Source organism: Kribbella deserti (assembly GCF_042434725.1).
Classification (GTDB): domain Bacteria; phylum Actinomycetota; class Actinomycetes; order Propionibacteriales; family Kribbellaceae; genus Kribbella; species Kribbella deserti.
Map to the genome: position 1 here is coordinate 21,063 of NZ_JBHLTC010000053.1, position 13,346 is coordinate 34,408.

A 13,346-nucleotide genomic window follows, 5' to 3' on the forward strand; every position below is an offset into this window, starting at 1 on the left:
ATAGTCGATCAGGATGTTGGCTGGTTGCGGTCGCGGCGTGTGCTTGCAATGACCTCCGCTACGATCTCGGTCGTCGTGCCGGGATGCACGAACGCCATCCGGGCGGCAGGCCGGCCACGCCAGGTGGTGGGAGTCACGAATCCCAACTGGCGGTGCAGCAGGTCGTGAGCCCAGCGCAAATAGTCGGACTTTTCCCATCCTTTGCGCCGAAACAGGACGACGCACAGTTCCGGCTCTAGCGCGAGTTCGAGGTGTGGTTCGTGATCCACCATCCGTGCTGCTTGCCGAGCCAGCCAGCATCCACGTTCCACAGCAGCGCGGTATGCATCTGTTCCGTGTACCGCCAACGAGAACCAGAAGGGCAGGCCGCGGGCGCGACGGCTGCAGTGATGGGCAAGGTCCGACGGATTCCATTCACCGTCGTCGTGAATTGCGTCGAGATACGGCGCATCCTGCGTGTGCACCTTTCGTGCAAGTTCAGGGTTCCGGTAGAGAAGGGCTGCACAGTCATATGGAGCGAAGAACCATTTGTGCGGATCGATCACGACGGAGTCGGCGTGCTGGATGCCCGCGAACTTCGTCCGGCAGTCGTCGGATAGCAACGCCGCGCCGCCAAACGCCGCGTCCACGTGGAACCAGATGTTGTGCTCCTTGCACACGTCTGCGATTCCTTGCAGATCATCCACCTGGCCGGCGTTTGTCGTGCCCGCAGAGCCTACGGCGGCGATGACGAGATCGCTTCGAGGCAGCGAGTGCAAAGCCTCGAGGAGGGTCTCGCCGGTGAGTCGGCCTGTGAGAGTAGGAACGACGATGGGGTCGGCGCCAATGGCTCGCGCAGTGTTGATCAGCGAGGCGTGAGTCTGATCGCTGACTGCGACTCTGAGCGCGCGTCGAGCCCCAGTGGCGCAACTTTGCCCCTCGGCGATGTCCCGGGCAACGACCAGGGCCGCGAGTGCCGCCTGGGTGCCGCCGGATACGAAACAGCCGCGTGTTCGAATTGGCATGCCTGTCAAGGTGGTGAGAAAGCGGAGCGCCTGCTCCTCAGCCGCGACGACCCCAGCCGCCTCTAGCCAGGAGATCCCCTGCAAAGAAGAGCAGGCGACGATCATGTCGAACAGCAATGCGGCCTTCGTAGGGGCGTTCGGTGCAAACGCGAAGAAGCGTGGACTATCGGCCGAGATCACTGTTGGCGCGATATGCTTGGTGAAGGTCTCGAGAACCTGGACTGGATCGTTGCCAGCGGCATTGATCAACCCGTGCAACGCGGCTTCGATCTGATGCCTGCTGCCCGGTCGATCCAGTGGGGGAGGATCGAGGTGAATGCGCCGGTCGAGGTATCTGAACACGGCGTCGAACAGTTCCTCGTCCAGTACGTGCATTTTGGCAGCATCTCGGCATGGACCACTGGCGACTGAGTCGCGCCGAGCCAGGGTCGCCGCAGCTGGGTCCAGGTCCTCGACGGCGCTGGCAGGAGAAGCGCCATGAACTTCATCCGACCGTTGGCCTGATTCACCGCTGACTCCATAACGCTCGACGAGTACTGCCCTCAGCTCGGTATCGTCCGTGGCCTCGGCGATGTGGAATGCGTCGTGGGCAAGCTGCCCAAGTGCCTCAAGCGATGGGGCATTCAAGTAGGCAAAGCGAACAGCGCGCGAATCCGTGCTCCCGGCCAAGGAAACGTACAGCTGCGGCGTGATCGACTCCACATCGAAATCTTCGAACAAGCGAATCATCGAGGGGATCTCACCAAGCCTGCCCAACTGGAGCACCCGTTCGACATGACGCCGGTAACCCGACAGGCTCACAGTCCGCCCGATCGCTTCAAAGAAGAACTCGACTCCCTGGAAGTCGCTGTCCTCACACGCGCGCTCGATTGCCTGAGCCACCTCGTTCTCGCTGAAGTCCGGAACGACACCGCTGATACGGCTCAACTTCGGCAAGGCGGCGTAGCGCCGAGAGCGCAATGCGAAGCGAAAACCGAACTGAACGTCCGCGGGCGCAAACCGGGGGCTCGTGGTAGAAATCTGCTCAACATAGTCGATCGCTTCGATGCGGGCGCTGGCCGCGAGCACGCCGTAGGCTCGCTGTGCTGCGTCTTCTGACAGCACTGCGCTGATGCCGGTTGCCTCTGCGATTTGCTCGATGGCGCCGACACTTCCCCGGGCTGCGAGCATTTGGTATGCGGCTTGAACGCGCTCCGGGTCGGTCGGGTAAGACTCATCGAGATGGCTGAGCAGCAGACAGAATTCGTCAGCGTGGCCATTCGCCAAAGCGCGATACAGCCGCATTTCCAGGGCGGGTCGAGACAGATTCGTGACTGCCTGCGAACGATGCCGAAGTTGCCTGCGGTAGGAGGCGCCTCGTTCGGTGTTGCGGAGCTGGACATCGTCCACGTCACGGGCTGGTCCACCGAATCGCGTATCTCGTGCGCTGGGGCCATCGACGACGTTGCCGGAACGACCCATGTCCGATCAGCCCCCAATCTACGCGAGTTCGTCCACGAAACTCGCCAGGTGGTTGAAGTCACCCGTGCGGTTGAATTCGAGAATCGCGGACCTCAGCCCTGGGTCGAAGTCGTCATAGCCTCGGTAATCGCCATTGGGGCCGGCCAGGTCTTCGCTCCACAGACCAACATAGGTAGGGATCCCTTGTCGCTGGCTGGCCACCAACACCCTGAATACGCTTTGAATCTTCGGTGGCGTGTAGAGACCGAGCTCGCTGGATTGCTCCAGCAGCGATCCCTTCGCGACGTAGGTTGGGTTCAGGTAGGCCGTGAACACGACGCCGGCGTCATTGCAGAGGTCGGCAAGGTACTCAACCGTCGCCACCGCTTCACGAACACCGGCGTCTTCCGTCATTCCGGGTCCGGGTTTCACCAAGACGTATGAGGTCAGCCGGACACCGAGCTCGCCCAGCAACTTGATGCGGTCCTCCATGACTCTGCGTGAGATGTTCTTTTGCAAGATCACCTGGCGCAGATGGTCATCCTGAGTTTCGAAGCCCACCGTGACTTCGACGACATCGGCATTCGTCCTCGCGATGACGTCCGCCAGAGTTGCCTGTCTCACGTACTCAGGACGGGTCTCTAGCGACAGCACAGACAGATCCTCCATCGAATTCGTGTGGTCGAGGAGGCGATGTAACGATTCGCGATGAAAGCGCCGGCGGTCTAGGACGGAACCTTCGTTACCGAATGACAGTTGCTGAAATCGGCTCAAATTCTCGCGCTTGCTTTGGAAGACATAGTCGATCTGCGCATTGAGATCATCTACCGAGACCGGTTCATTGGCCGAGGCCATTGGCAGGGCGCAGTAGCTGCATTTGAATTGACATTTCTGGGTGTAGAACGAAACGACAAGATCGCGTCGCCCGAGGAATCGACGTGTTCCGAGATATACTGGCGTTCTGGATCTAGCGTTCACAGGTTGGACGGAATGAATCGTCGGCTGTTCCGCGGTAATTTTCGCGCTCGACTCCTTGGGCGCCGGGACCGTCGTCAAGACCTTCTCCTAACCCACCGCGTGGCGATGCCATAGTTGTTGCAACGACCGGCACCCGTGGAATCGTGCAGGTGCACACTTAGGCCCTGCGGCTACGAACGTCGGCATTGCAGCAGGGCCACGCGGGCGCCTCATTGTCGGTCCGCGTACGCTGCTCGACTGGTCCGACCTGCAATTCGAAGTGTGGGTGTGGCTTCGAGTGCTTCACCAGAACGGATTCCGTCGCACGGAGGGCATGTTTCCCAGGTCGGTACTGCCACAGCTGTTGCGCGGAATCGGATAAATCCCGCGCAACCGTCAGTTCTCAGCGTGAAGAGCAGCGCTGATGTCATGCTGAAGTGACTCTGAAATTCGATGTGCCTCGCGCCTGCTTCATCGCACCTTCAATGCGTGGCCTGCGGCAGAGCGCAGCAAGTTCAGTCATATTTCAGGTCCGACTCAGAGTCATTTCAGTGTTCGATGCTAGATTATGAATCTGTCTCACGTAGGGAGGGCCGACATGCCATCTACCGACGCAGACGCAGCCGGTGTTACGCAGTATGACGCAATCGGCGAGGCCTACGAGAAGTTCAAAGAGCTCCCGCTAGCGCGGTATCCCGAGAGATACACCTTCTTCAGGGAGATCGGCGACGTCCGCGGCAAGTCGGTTCTCGATCTGGGCTGCGGCACTGGCTACTACTCCAGGATCCTTAAGCAAAATGGTGCCCGCCAGGTTGCCGGGGTGGACGTCTCCCCGGTCATGATCGACGTAGCTCGACGCCGAGAGGCAACCGAACCCCTTGGAATTGAGTACTACGTCGCGGATGTGCGCGAACTGGAGCAGCTCGGCAAGTTTGACCTGGTGATCTCCGCACATCTTCTGTGCTACGTGGACGAGTCGGGCCTTAGAGATATCAGCCTGAAGATTGCGGAGAACCTCGCTGATCGAGGCGAGTTCGTCTATGTGGGTATGAACCCGTCCTTCGCGTACGACAGACCCGGCGGCACCAAGTACGGATTCACCGTTGTCCCGGTGGAGCCGGTGGCCGGTGGAGCGACCATGCATGTCACCGCCTGGACCGACCCGCCGACCAAAATAGATGCCTACCATCTCGGCCAGGCGTCATACGAGTACGCCCTGTCGGAGGCAGGGTTCCGTCGAATTGACTGGATTCCGCTCGATGTGCCGCCTGCCGCTGTTGAGAGGTACGGGCCTGAGTTCTGGGCCGAATTGTTTGACAATCCGGTCCTGACGGCTCTCCGCGCATCTCGGTGAATGCTCCTGGGGCTGCTGATCCCTGCCGGGAGGCTGGTGCGTCGGCGAGGCGTGAAGCTGCCCCCTGGAAATCGCAGCTGAGCGAGGCGATAAACACCTTCCGTGCAACGTTGGGGATCAAGATCATCCCGTACCGCCCGGCTGCCCCGGAAGCCAAGGGACTGGTGGCGCTGGCCAACGGCTACCTGGAGACCTCGTTCCTGCCCGGCCGTTGTTTCACCTCAACGGCTGATTTCAACGCTCAGCTCACCGGCTGGCTGGCGCTGACCAACCTGCGTCCGCCGGTGGCGCCGGTGGTTGGCTGGCGGTCGCCGTCGGACTCGACCAGGTAATGGTGTCCTGCGACGAACGCGTCGTCGCAGGACACGAGCGTTGCCGGGTCGATCACCAGACCATCACCGACCCGGCGCTGGCCACCGCGGCCGCCGCTGCGCCACGCCCACAGGCTGATGGTGGTCCGGCCGATTGATTCCACGGTCGAGCACCGACGCTTGACCGACTACGACCAGATGTTCGGGCTGGACAGTGACCACACTGTGGGTATTGCCTGATGGCCGCCATTACCACGAAGACCGCGGCGCGGAACGTGCCATCGGAGACCGCCAATCTCACTGAGGCCCTTAATTGAGGCGCTCTCGTTGGCCGGGGCGGGCGAGCGCCTCGCCGCCAGCGGGATCGACGGCCTCATGAACACCCTGCCATCGGTTGAGCAATCCGGGACAGTGACCACAGTGAGAACGCTGCGCTCGCCGAGGCCGGGCCCGTGCGATTCTGCCGTCGACGGCAGCCGACAGCGGGACCGTTGAGCGTGGCGCTCTCAATCTCTATGGCGCAAATCGACGAAAGTATCGGCTCCGGGCGGTGGCACACGAAGGTGATCGTCGACGCACACCGAACCTGCGAATCGCTGGGCAGCTCAGTCAGTTCGACGCCAGAGTCGTACCCCTCGACCGTCAGCAGGCCCGGCCGCCCTCAGACTCAGCCTGGGGCACGCTCCGGACGCTCATCGCTTCCCTCTCAAACTCGTTCAATTCGTTTCGGACCGCGTCACACACCTGGCCAAAGGCTCCGTGAACACCAACGGCCTGCTGCGGCAGTACTTCCCCAAATGCACCGACCTGTCGCGCTGGTCCGTCGAAGACCTCGAGGCCGTCGCTCACACAGTCAACAAGCGGCCTCGCAAGATCCTCGGCTGGAGGACCCCAGCCGAAGTCTTCCAAGAGCAACTACGCTCACTTCAACAATCCGGTGTGTTGCATCGATCGGTTGAACTCGCCCAATACGCCTCGATCACCTTCACCCAGGCCCTGATCAAGGCCGGCATCGACGCCTCGGTCGGATCCGTCGGCGACGCCTACGACAACGCCCTGGCCGAGACCCACATAGGCCTTTACAAGTCCGAACTCATCCACCCCTATCGCCCCTGGCAAGGCCTCCACGACGTCGAAACCGCCACCTTGAACTGGATCCACTGGTTCAACACCGCCCGCCCACACGAATCCATCCAGGTCCTCACACCCATTCAGGCCGAGCACACTCACTACACTCACCGACCCAGTCTCGCCGAGGCCGGTTAACACCTAACCAAGCCTCCGGACACGCGGGGAGCGCAATCGATGAGTATCGCGATGGAGAGCCAGACGCCTGACCCGCGGCGCGGCGGTTTTAGCCAACAACAGGCCTGGCGCATCGCGGTCACCGCCAGTCCGTCGGTCGGGGAGTCGGCGAGCCCGCGCCGAGCGCAGTAGAGGGGGACACTACGGTTGCTGAGCCACGCAGTATGGAACGGAGGTCATGATCGGCGCAGACGCCTTCGAGCCCACGAAACGTGGAACCGAATTGGCGCTGAACCCACGGAGATTGTTGACTCGGACAGCTGCACGTGCAGCTGAGCACAGTGATAGGCGGAGGTAGCTCTGTCGGGTAAAAACACTCGCGTTCTCAACGGGGGTAGGGCGCTGCGTCGGTTCGGCTCTTATGCAGCTGCGAGTGGCACGCTGACGACCTCGCCGATCACGACGGTCGTCGGAGTCGTGAAAGGCGCTGGCGTCGTCGTTCTCGAAGTCGAGATGAGCCGCCATGGAGATATCCGGGGTGCCAGTGAGGTTGCGGGGCTTGTCCAACTGAAGGCAGACAGGTGTGGGACCTGCATGACCAGCGGCACGTGCGTGGCGAGATAGTGCGAGGCGAATGCTGCTGGGTCGTCGGGCGTGGCGTAGGTGATGGTCATCCGATCCACCCGGGTTAGGACGTCGTGGGTGGCGACAGGTTAGCTGTCTCGGTTGGTTACGACGGGGTCCCAACGAACCTCGCCGTAGTCGGCGGTGGCGCGTGGGGTGATCTGTTTGAGGGTCAGGGTGACGGCGATGGATCGCCGGCTTTGACCGGTGTGAGGAAACGCAGGCGGTCGATACCGTAGTTCGCGGGCACGGGTCCGGGGTCGGGATCGACGAAGAGGCCGGCGGCCAATGAGACGACGAGGTAGCCGTGGGCGACGATGCCACCGGACAGCGGATTCTTCGCCGCCGCGTCCGGGCCGATGTGCGCGTAGAAGGTGTCGCCGGTGAAATCGGCGGAATGTGCGATGTCGTCGAGTGACACGGTGCGCGGTGCGGACGTGATGCTGTCGCCGATCCGGAGGTCGGCGAGGCTTTGCGGAACGGGTGCAGACCATCTTCGTTTCGCGGCGATCCCACCGCCCACCGTCCAGTGATCGCCGTCATCATCGCTGGCGAGGCTTGGATGGCCGTGCGCTGCATGTGGCCCAGAACAGCGCGGATCCCGCCGAGCCCCTCCCCGCCGCCTGCGCGTCCGGGACCGCCGTGGACCAGCGCTGGTAGGGGTGATCCGTGACCGGTGGACTTGCGGGCATTGTCGCGGTCCAGCATGAGGATGCGGCCGTGTCCAGGAGGCAGGCCGACAACGATCGCGCGCGCGACGTCGAGATCGTGGTAATGAGAGAGCCAGCGAGGCTGCCCCTGCCGCGGGCGGCCAGCTCGATCGCCTCGTCGAGTTTGGAGTAGCTCAGCACCGTGCTCACCGGGCCGAAATGGTTCTATCTCGTGCGGCTCGCTCGCGCCACGTGCAGCGCGTAGGAGGACAGGCGGGAGGAAAGCGCCTCTTCGATGTCACCATGAACGAGGTTGGTGTGATGCGGCGCGCATACACGAGATCGGCGGAGGCGCCCAGCGACTGGATTGCCTTGCGGACCTCGTCGCGGTGACCGACTGAGACGACGGGCCCATCCGCACATGCGCGTGGCGTGGGTCGCCAACGGCGGCCTTGTCCAACCGCGTGCGGACGGCCTCGGTCATGGGGTCGGGAACGATGATCTGCTGGATCGCCGTGCGCTTCTGGCCGGCCTTGCTGGTCATCTCATTGACGACGCCATCGACGAACAGGGCGAACTCCGGATCGTCGGCCGTGATAGGGCCAAGCAGTGAACAGTTAACTGAGCCGGCCTCGACGTTGAGCTGGACACCAGCCTTCACCGCGCTGGTGTCTGCGCAATAGCAAGGCGATGTACGCCGAGCCAATGAAGGTAACTGTGTCCTGGACGGTCAGTTCGTCGAGGAGGCCCGCAGGGCTGCCGCACAGCAGCTGGAGGCGCACCTTCGGGGGAAGGATGCCTGACTCGATGATCCGGCGGACGGCGAGCTCGGTGAGATACGCGGTCTCGGCGGTCGGCTTTGACGTTGGTAGGTAGTCCCGCGAGGAAGGCGGGCGCTAGCTTCTCGAGCATTTCCCAGACCGGAAAAGTTAAAGCTGGTCCCTTGATACCATTTGCTGGGGCGGACAGGTGCGCGGCCAGCTTCTTAGGTAGCGCAGCACGCTCGTGGAAGGTCAGGCTACGGATCGTCGTACCGCCCACGACGCGGGCGTACGTCATCATCTGGCCGAGGTCGGGACCTGTGCTGGAGATCCGTGCAACCTCCTCGCCAGTGCTCGCGTCGAGCAGTGGCCTGCCCTCGTCACTCGGCCGGAACCAGCGTCCTGCCGCGTAGCTCTCGAGCGTCACACTCACGTTCGTTGCACCCCTCACTGCTCAAGGTCTCAGCCGTCACTTGCGGCCAAACCGCCGACTGCAGCCTGAGCAGCCAGAGTCCGCAAGCCTCCTCTGAGGCAATGAAATAGCGTTGAAGCCATCGTGAAAGCTGTGCTCGTGAAGGCGCTGGGGTAAGCCAACGGTCTGCTGTTGCGGTTGAGACGCGTTACCGTGCGTCGTGCTGTCATCGACGGAACCGTGACGCTACGTCCTCCGCTTCTGTGCGCGTGAGGCTCAGTGTAGGCAGGTACCGTGGGCTGCCCGCTCGTGGCCCTCGGACGGGCCGACCCCTGGCCCGGCTATCTGCATATTCCATCCGACATGAACGTGCCTGTGGCTGAACGCCGCCTAGTGGAGGTGGGTTTGGTCGACCACGTCGCGAGCTCTCGCATGTTCACAGCGATCCGATCGCCTAGACGGCTTGCTTGGTTGATGGCAGCGCGGGCTGACATGTACCGTTTGGTACATGAGATTCGCTGCGAGTGTCACCATCGATGCCCCTGCCGAGCGGGTGTGGGAGATCTACAGCGACGTCGAGCGCTGGCCCGAATGGACCGGGACGGTCACCTCTGTCGAACGCCTCGACCCCGGCCAACTACGCATCGGCGCCCGAACCCGGATCAGACAGCCCCGCCTCCCCACCGCGATCTGGACCGTCACCGAGTGGGTCCCGAACGAGTACTTCGCCTGGACCAGCACAGCCCCCGGTATCAAGACCACTGGCGGTCATCGCCTCGAATCCACGCCGGCGGGCACCCTCGTCACCGCCTCGATCGACCAGCTCGGCCCTCTCGGCCCTATCCTGGGCCTGGCCTACCGCAAGCTCACCAACCGCTACCTATCGCTGGAAACCCAAGGCCTCCGCACTCGCTGCACCACCTGATGAGCACCAGCGGTACGTCGAGCACGACCGCCGCTGCACCGCGGATGGGGTGTCGGGGCGACAGCGGTTGCTGGTGGCCACGATCGAGTATTTCGCCGAGCACAGCATCGGCGACGCCAGCCTGCGCGCCATCGCGACCGGCATCGGCTCCAGCCATCGCATGCTGATCTATCACTTCGGCTCCCGCGACGGCCTGCTCGCCGAAGTGGTCCGCGCTGTCGAGGCACAACAACGCGAAACCCTCGCCATCCTGGCAGTCGATCCGGACGCGCCGCTCCTCGACCAATCCACCCGCTTCTGGAACGAAGTCGTCGAGGCCACGCTCACCTACGCCCCACTGTACTTCGAGCTCTCGGCCCAGGCCATGCAGCGCAACCCCGCACCAAGTCCCTGCGGACCGACCTGATCCACGTCTGGCTGCCACCCCTGACCGAACTCCTCATCCGCGCTGGCATCCCCGCCCCGAAGACCCCACCTACGCCGCCTAAGCCTCGCCGCCGCCCGAGGCCTCCTCTTCGACCTCCTCCTCACAGGCGACCACACTGCCATCAATCAAGCCTCCGCCTCCTCAACACCCTTATCCGGAGTCCGAAGCTCTAACTTTTGTCCCTCCGCGATTTGGTCGCCGTCATCACAACCCCGATGCCCTCGGCGATGAACGACAGCCGCTTGCCACCCCAGGCCTGACCCCCGCCCGGTTCAGGCCACCCTTTCTGTGCTGACGTGTCAGTCAACCCGAACCGCTAGCGAAGGTCAGCGACCATCCGGAACCTCTGAAGCACGACCATGGACCGGTCGTCCACGGTGAAGCCTGGATTATCCATTGCTGCTCGCATCTCGTCGCTGTGCCAGAACCGCTCGTGTCCGGCCCGCCACTCGGCGACGCTGGCGTAGCCCTCGCCCTCGTCCACCGCGTGAGCGAGATCCACCTGGACCAGCGGTACGACGCGCACTTCGATTACCTCGATGACAGCGACCGGATGGCTGGCAGAATCAATCACTACTGAACGGCGTCCGACCTCCGGTAGCGGCTGTCCCTCGTGTTCGAAGTCGACGACGAGGCCTGTCGTGGAGGTCTTGGAGCCGTCGAGGATCGCGGCAACCAGTCGGTCGCGCAATGCACCAGGGAAGGCGAATTCGACCTTCGGCAGCGCTGCGAGATCTGCGGGGGAGAAGGAGCCAGTCGACATCTGGCCACCATAGCGACCGTAGGAGTGGCTGAACCAACTAGAGCGCACCACCACATCCTTGGAAGTGGAAACACCCCGGTCGCAACACCCGGCACTAATCCAAGGAAAAGGGGGACCGTTCAGGAAGGCGTCCCACATGCGGGGTTCCGCAAGGCGTTACAAAGTTAACCTCCGGTGCGGGGCCGCCACCCGGATGCTGCCCGGACTTGATCTCAGCTGTGCCCGGCTGTCGACCACCAAGCAGAGTCTTGAGCGCCAGCACGGTTCACTCGCCATCGCCGGCATCCCGCTCGAGCGGACTACGGCCGACCAAGAAGACCGGCACCACTATCGACCGGCTTGGCTTGACCAACGCCCTCGGCTAAGCCCTGTCAGGGGCCCATCGTGGTGCACCTCTGGACAGGCTCGGCTGCAACCTGCGCGAAGTCCTCACCTCGCCCACGACCTCGCCGTCCACGGCTCACTGTGCGCGGCATAGGCGTCCGGTCGCTGCCCGATCCACCTTCGATCAACACGACTGAGGACGGCATGGACGCAACGCGTTCCTGCTCCTCTCGGACTGCGCCGAGGCGGAACGCATCTTCACCGCCGAACGCGTCGCCCACCCCCGCCGTCGTCGAGGCCAAGAGCCGGCGCCCCGGCCGACAAGGTCGAATACACCGGTTACTCAAAGCCAAAGATCACTGCCATGGGCGAATCGCCCACCAAGACCGGCATTCCAAGGCTCCCTGCATCGCTACCTCACTGGCAGCGAGTTGGCGCCAGCCCCGCTGACCGTCGAAACAGCCTAACGGGTACCTTCCTGAGTCGGTACTCACGGCTGGATACATGCAGGCAGCTCCCAGACCGCACGCGCACGGACCGCCACCACCCAAACCATGGGCCGCCCCGAGGCGCAATCGACGATGCGGTGATCGAATCGTGGTACTCCACCCTGGAGCTCGAGGCTGCGCATGCTCGAGCAAGCAAGTCCGCCTCGTCTCTCGTGGGGGCTCGACTCAGCAATGCTTCATCGTCATTTCAGGATGGTCAGATTCCATTCCTCCCAGGATAGGGGCGTCTCTGAGAGTAGAGGACGTGGGAATTGTGGAGCTGCGGTCATTCGATCCGGGCCAGGCTGAGCTTGTGGCAGCCTGGGCTACCACGGATCATGAAGTAGCACTGCTCTGCGGGCGTGACGAGTTCCCGTTCCCGTCCGACCTGATCGCCAATTGGCCGCAGTCGCGTGACGATATCCGCGCCTACCTGTTGATGAACCGCGATGAGCTGGTGGGTTACGGCGAACTATGGCTTGATGATGAAGAGGACGAGGTCGAACTGGCGCGGATCATTGTTCCGCCTGCCAGGCGGGGGCAGGGCCTGGGGCGGGAGCTGGTGAAGCAACTGTTGGCCGTGGCGAAGGCGACGACCTATTCCGACATCTTCTTGCGAGTGAGGCGCGAGAATGGGCCGGCCATCCGCTGCTACCGGTCTGTCGGATTCCGTGCGGTCGATGAAGCCCTGGCAACTGAGTGGAACGCCAAGCAACCAGTGGACTACCTGTGGATGCGGATGAGTGATAGCGGTGACTCTGCTCCTAAGCCTCCCGGCTACCTCACCGAAGACCTCCAGCCCCGACTCATCTCAGGCCCGCCGAGCTACGGCGGCCTCACCGAACGAGCCGTTGAGTACATCGCCATTGCGGACCGGGACAACATCGTCGTCGGCTATCTATACGCCAATGACGAGGATGACGTTGTGGGCTGGCAGCCATGTTCCGGAGCAGCGCAGAGTGGCGGCTACTACTACCCCTGGATGATGAAACTGCGAGAGTGCAAGGAACGGGGCCTCAGGCCGTCCGCCGCTCTCGACGAGTTGGTCCGCGATGTAGATGACGCGGCGGCGAATCCTCGCAGTCATGTTGTCCTAGGACCCCGTCAGTATGCCGCTGATCTTGCGGTGCTCAGGCAGATGGCCGGCGTGCGGCCGACTCGGGGCGAAGCTCGCTGACGAGAGAAGCGCACTCGTCGGACATCGATCGGACGGCTCCCGCCTCTGGCCCAACCCAAGCCGGAGGTCACCTTGCGATGGCACATCGCCGCCTGGGTGACTGAGCGAATCTGGCAGCGATGGCCGGCGCCTTTGCTGAAATCATTCTGAAACGTACTGATCGGCAATCTCAGCGCTGGATCAGCATCCGAGGAGATGCTTGCTGGCTAACGGGCGTGTCTGCCGTCTGCGTAACGCTGGTGGTGCGCTCGTGGGCCAATGAATCCGGTGCAAGCCGATGATCAAAGGGTACGACCATGCGCGGAACTGCAGCGAATCGGTTAAAGGTCAGGTTCGGGGGTCGTGGTACGGCTGGTCGGGGTGGTGGTGCCACCCCGGCTCGTAAGCCGGCGCGAGTGAGCGCCGTGAGGACCGTGCTGGGATCCGGTGTTGGGTCGGTGTTGTCGCGGTTGGTTGTGGGTTTGTTGGTTGTGGTGTTGGTGGT

At 62.9% G+C, this 13,346-nt stretch carries 12 protein-coding genes and 1 pseudogene; 7 read left to right on the top strand and 6 right to left on the bottom strand.

Annotated elements, in window-relative coordinates:
* Positions 1-8 precede the first annotated feature (8 nt).
* A complete protein-coding gene (locus ACFFGN_RS35350) occupies positions 9-2,393 on the bottom strand; it encodes a pyridoxal phosphate-dependent decarboxylase family protein (RefSeq protein WP_380057398.1) in 2,385 nt (794 codons plus the stop codon).
* Positions 2,394-2,483: 90 nt separating this feature from the next.
* Positions 2,484-3,500 (bottom strand): hypothetical protein, encoded by a 1,017-nt coding sequence (locus ACFFGN_RS35355; protein ID WP_380057401.1) that lies wholly within the window; start codon positions 3,498-3,500, stop codon positions 2,484-2,486.
* A gap of 499 nt (positions 3,501-3,999) precedes the next feature.
* Here ACFFGN_RS35355 and ACFFGN_RS35360 point away from each other — a divergent pair, with 499 nt between their 5' ends.
* The 4 genes and pseudogenes from ACFFGN_RS35360 (at position 4,000) to ACFFGN_RS35375 (ending at position 6,332) form a co-directional block, all read left to right on the top strand.
* Positions 4,000-4,755, top strand: coding sequence for a class I SAM-dependent DNA methyltransferase (locus tag ACFFGN_RS35360; protein WP_380057404.1), 756 nt, complete (start codon positions 4,000-4,002; stop codon positions 4,753-4,755).
* Positions 4,756-4,865: 110 nt separating this feature from the next.
* Positions 4,866-5,087: a hypothetical protein gene (locus ACFFGN_RS35365; protein ID WP_380057406.1), complete on the top strand. Its 222-nt coding sequence runs from the start codon at positions 4,866-4,868 to the stop codon at positions 5,085-5,087.
* Positions 5,088-5,828: 741 nt separating this feature from the next.
* Positions 5,829-6,008: pseudogene (locus tag ACFFGN_RS35370) on the top strand (transposase); the annotation flags it as partial.
* Positions 6,009-6,332, top strand: a complete 324-nt coding sequence (locus ACFFGN_RS35375; protein ID WP_380057432.1) for an integrase core domain-containing protein — start codon at positions 6,009-6,011, stop codon at positions 6,330-6,332.
* Positions 6,333-6,730: 398 nt separating this feature from the next.
* Here the strand turns inward: ACFFGN_RS35375 and ACFFGN_RS35380 are convergent, their stop codons facing one another.
* The 3 genes from ACFFGN_RS35380 to ACFFGN_RS35390 all read right to left on the bottom strand — a co-directional run bounded on the left by ACFFGN_RS35380 (position 6,731) and on the right by ACFFGN_RS35390 (position 8,246).
* Entirely contained in the window at positions 6,731-6,985 is a 255-nt protein-coding gene (locus ACFFGN_RS35380; RefSeq protein ID WP_380057409.1) for an EthD family reductase, read from the bottom strand.
* Positions 6,986-7,107: 122 nt separating this feature from the next.
* Complete coding sequence (locus ACFFGN_RS35385) at positions 7,108-7,458, bottom strand: MaoC/PaaZ C-terminal domain-containing protein (protein ID WP_380057411.1); 351 nt, start codon at positions 7,456-7,458, stop codon at positions 7,108-7,110.
* Positions 7,459-7,883: 425 nt separating this feature from the next.
* Positions 7,884-8,246, bottom strand: a complete 363-nt coding sequence (locus tag ACFFGN_RS35390; RefSeq protein ID WP_380057415.1) for an aldehyde dehydrogenase family protein — start codon at positions 8,244-8,246, stop codon at positions 7,884-7,886.
* Between the two features lie 1,020 nt (positions 8,247-9,266).
* Here ACFFGN_RS35390 and ACFFGN_RS35395 point away from each other — a divergent pair.
* Positions 9,267-9,683, top strand: a complete 417-nt coding sequence (locus ACFFGN_RS35395; protein ID WP_380057418.1) for an SRPBCC family protein — start codon at positions 9,267-9,269, stop codon at positions 9,681-9,683.
* A gap of 73 nt (positions 9,684-9,756) precedes the next feature.
* On the top strand, positions 9,757-10,089 hold the full coding sequence (locus ACFFGN_RS35400) for a TetR/AcrR family transcriptional regulator (protein WP_380057421.1): 333 nt from the start codon (positions 9,757-9,759) through the stop codon (positions 10,087-10,089).
* Positions 10,090-10,426: 337 nt separating this feature from the next.
* Here the strand turns inward: ACFFGN_RS35400 and ACFFGN_RS35405 are convergent, their stop codons facing one another.
* The gene (locus ACFFGN_RS35405) at positions 10,427-10,873 is read right to left on the bottom strand and encodes an ASCH domain-containing protein (RefSeq protein WP_380057423.1); all 447 of its coding nucleotides are present in this window, start codon (positions 10,871-10,873) and stop codon (positions 10,427-10,429) included.
* Positions 10,874-11,950: 1,077 nt separating this feature from the next.
* On the opposite strand from ACFFGN_RS35405, the gene ACFFGN_RS35410 reads away from it, so the two are divergent.
* Positions 11,951-12,862 carry a GNAT family N-acetyltransferase gene (locus ACFFGN_RS35410; protein WP_380057426.1) on the top strand — a complete coding sequence of 304 codons (912 nt, stop codon included), beginning with the start codon at positions 11,951-11,953 and terminating at the stop codon, positions 12,860-12,862.
* The last annotated feature ends 484 nt before the right edge of the window (positions 12,863-13,346 follow it).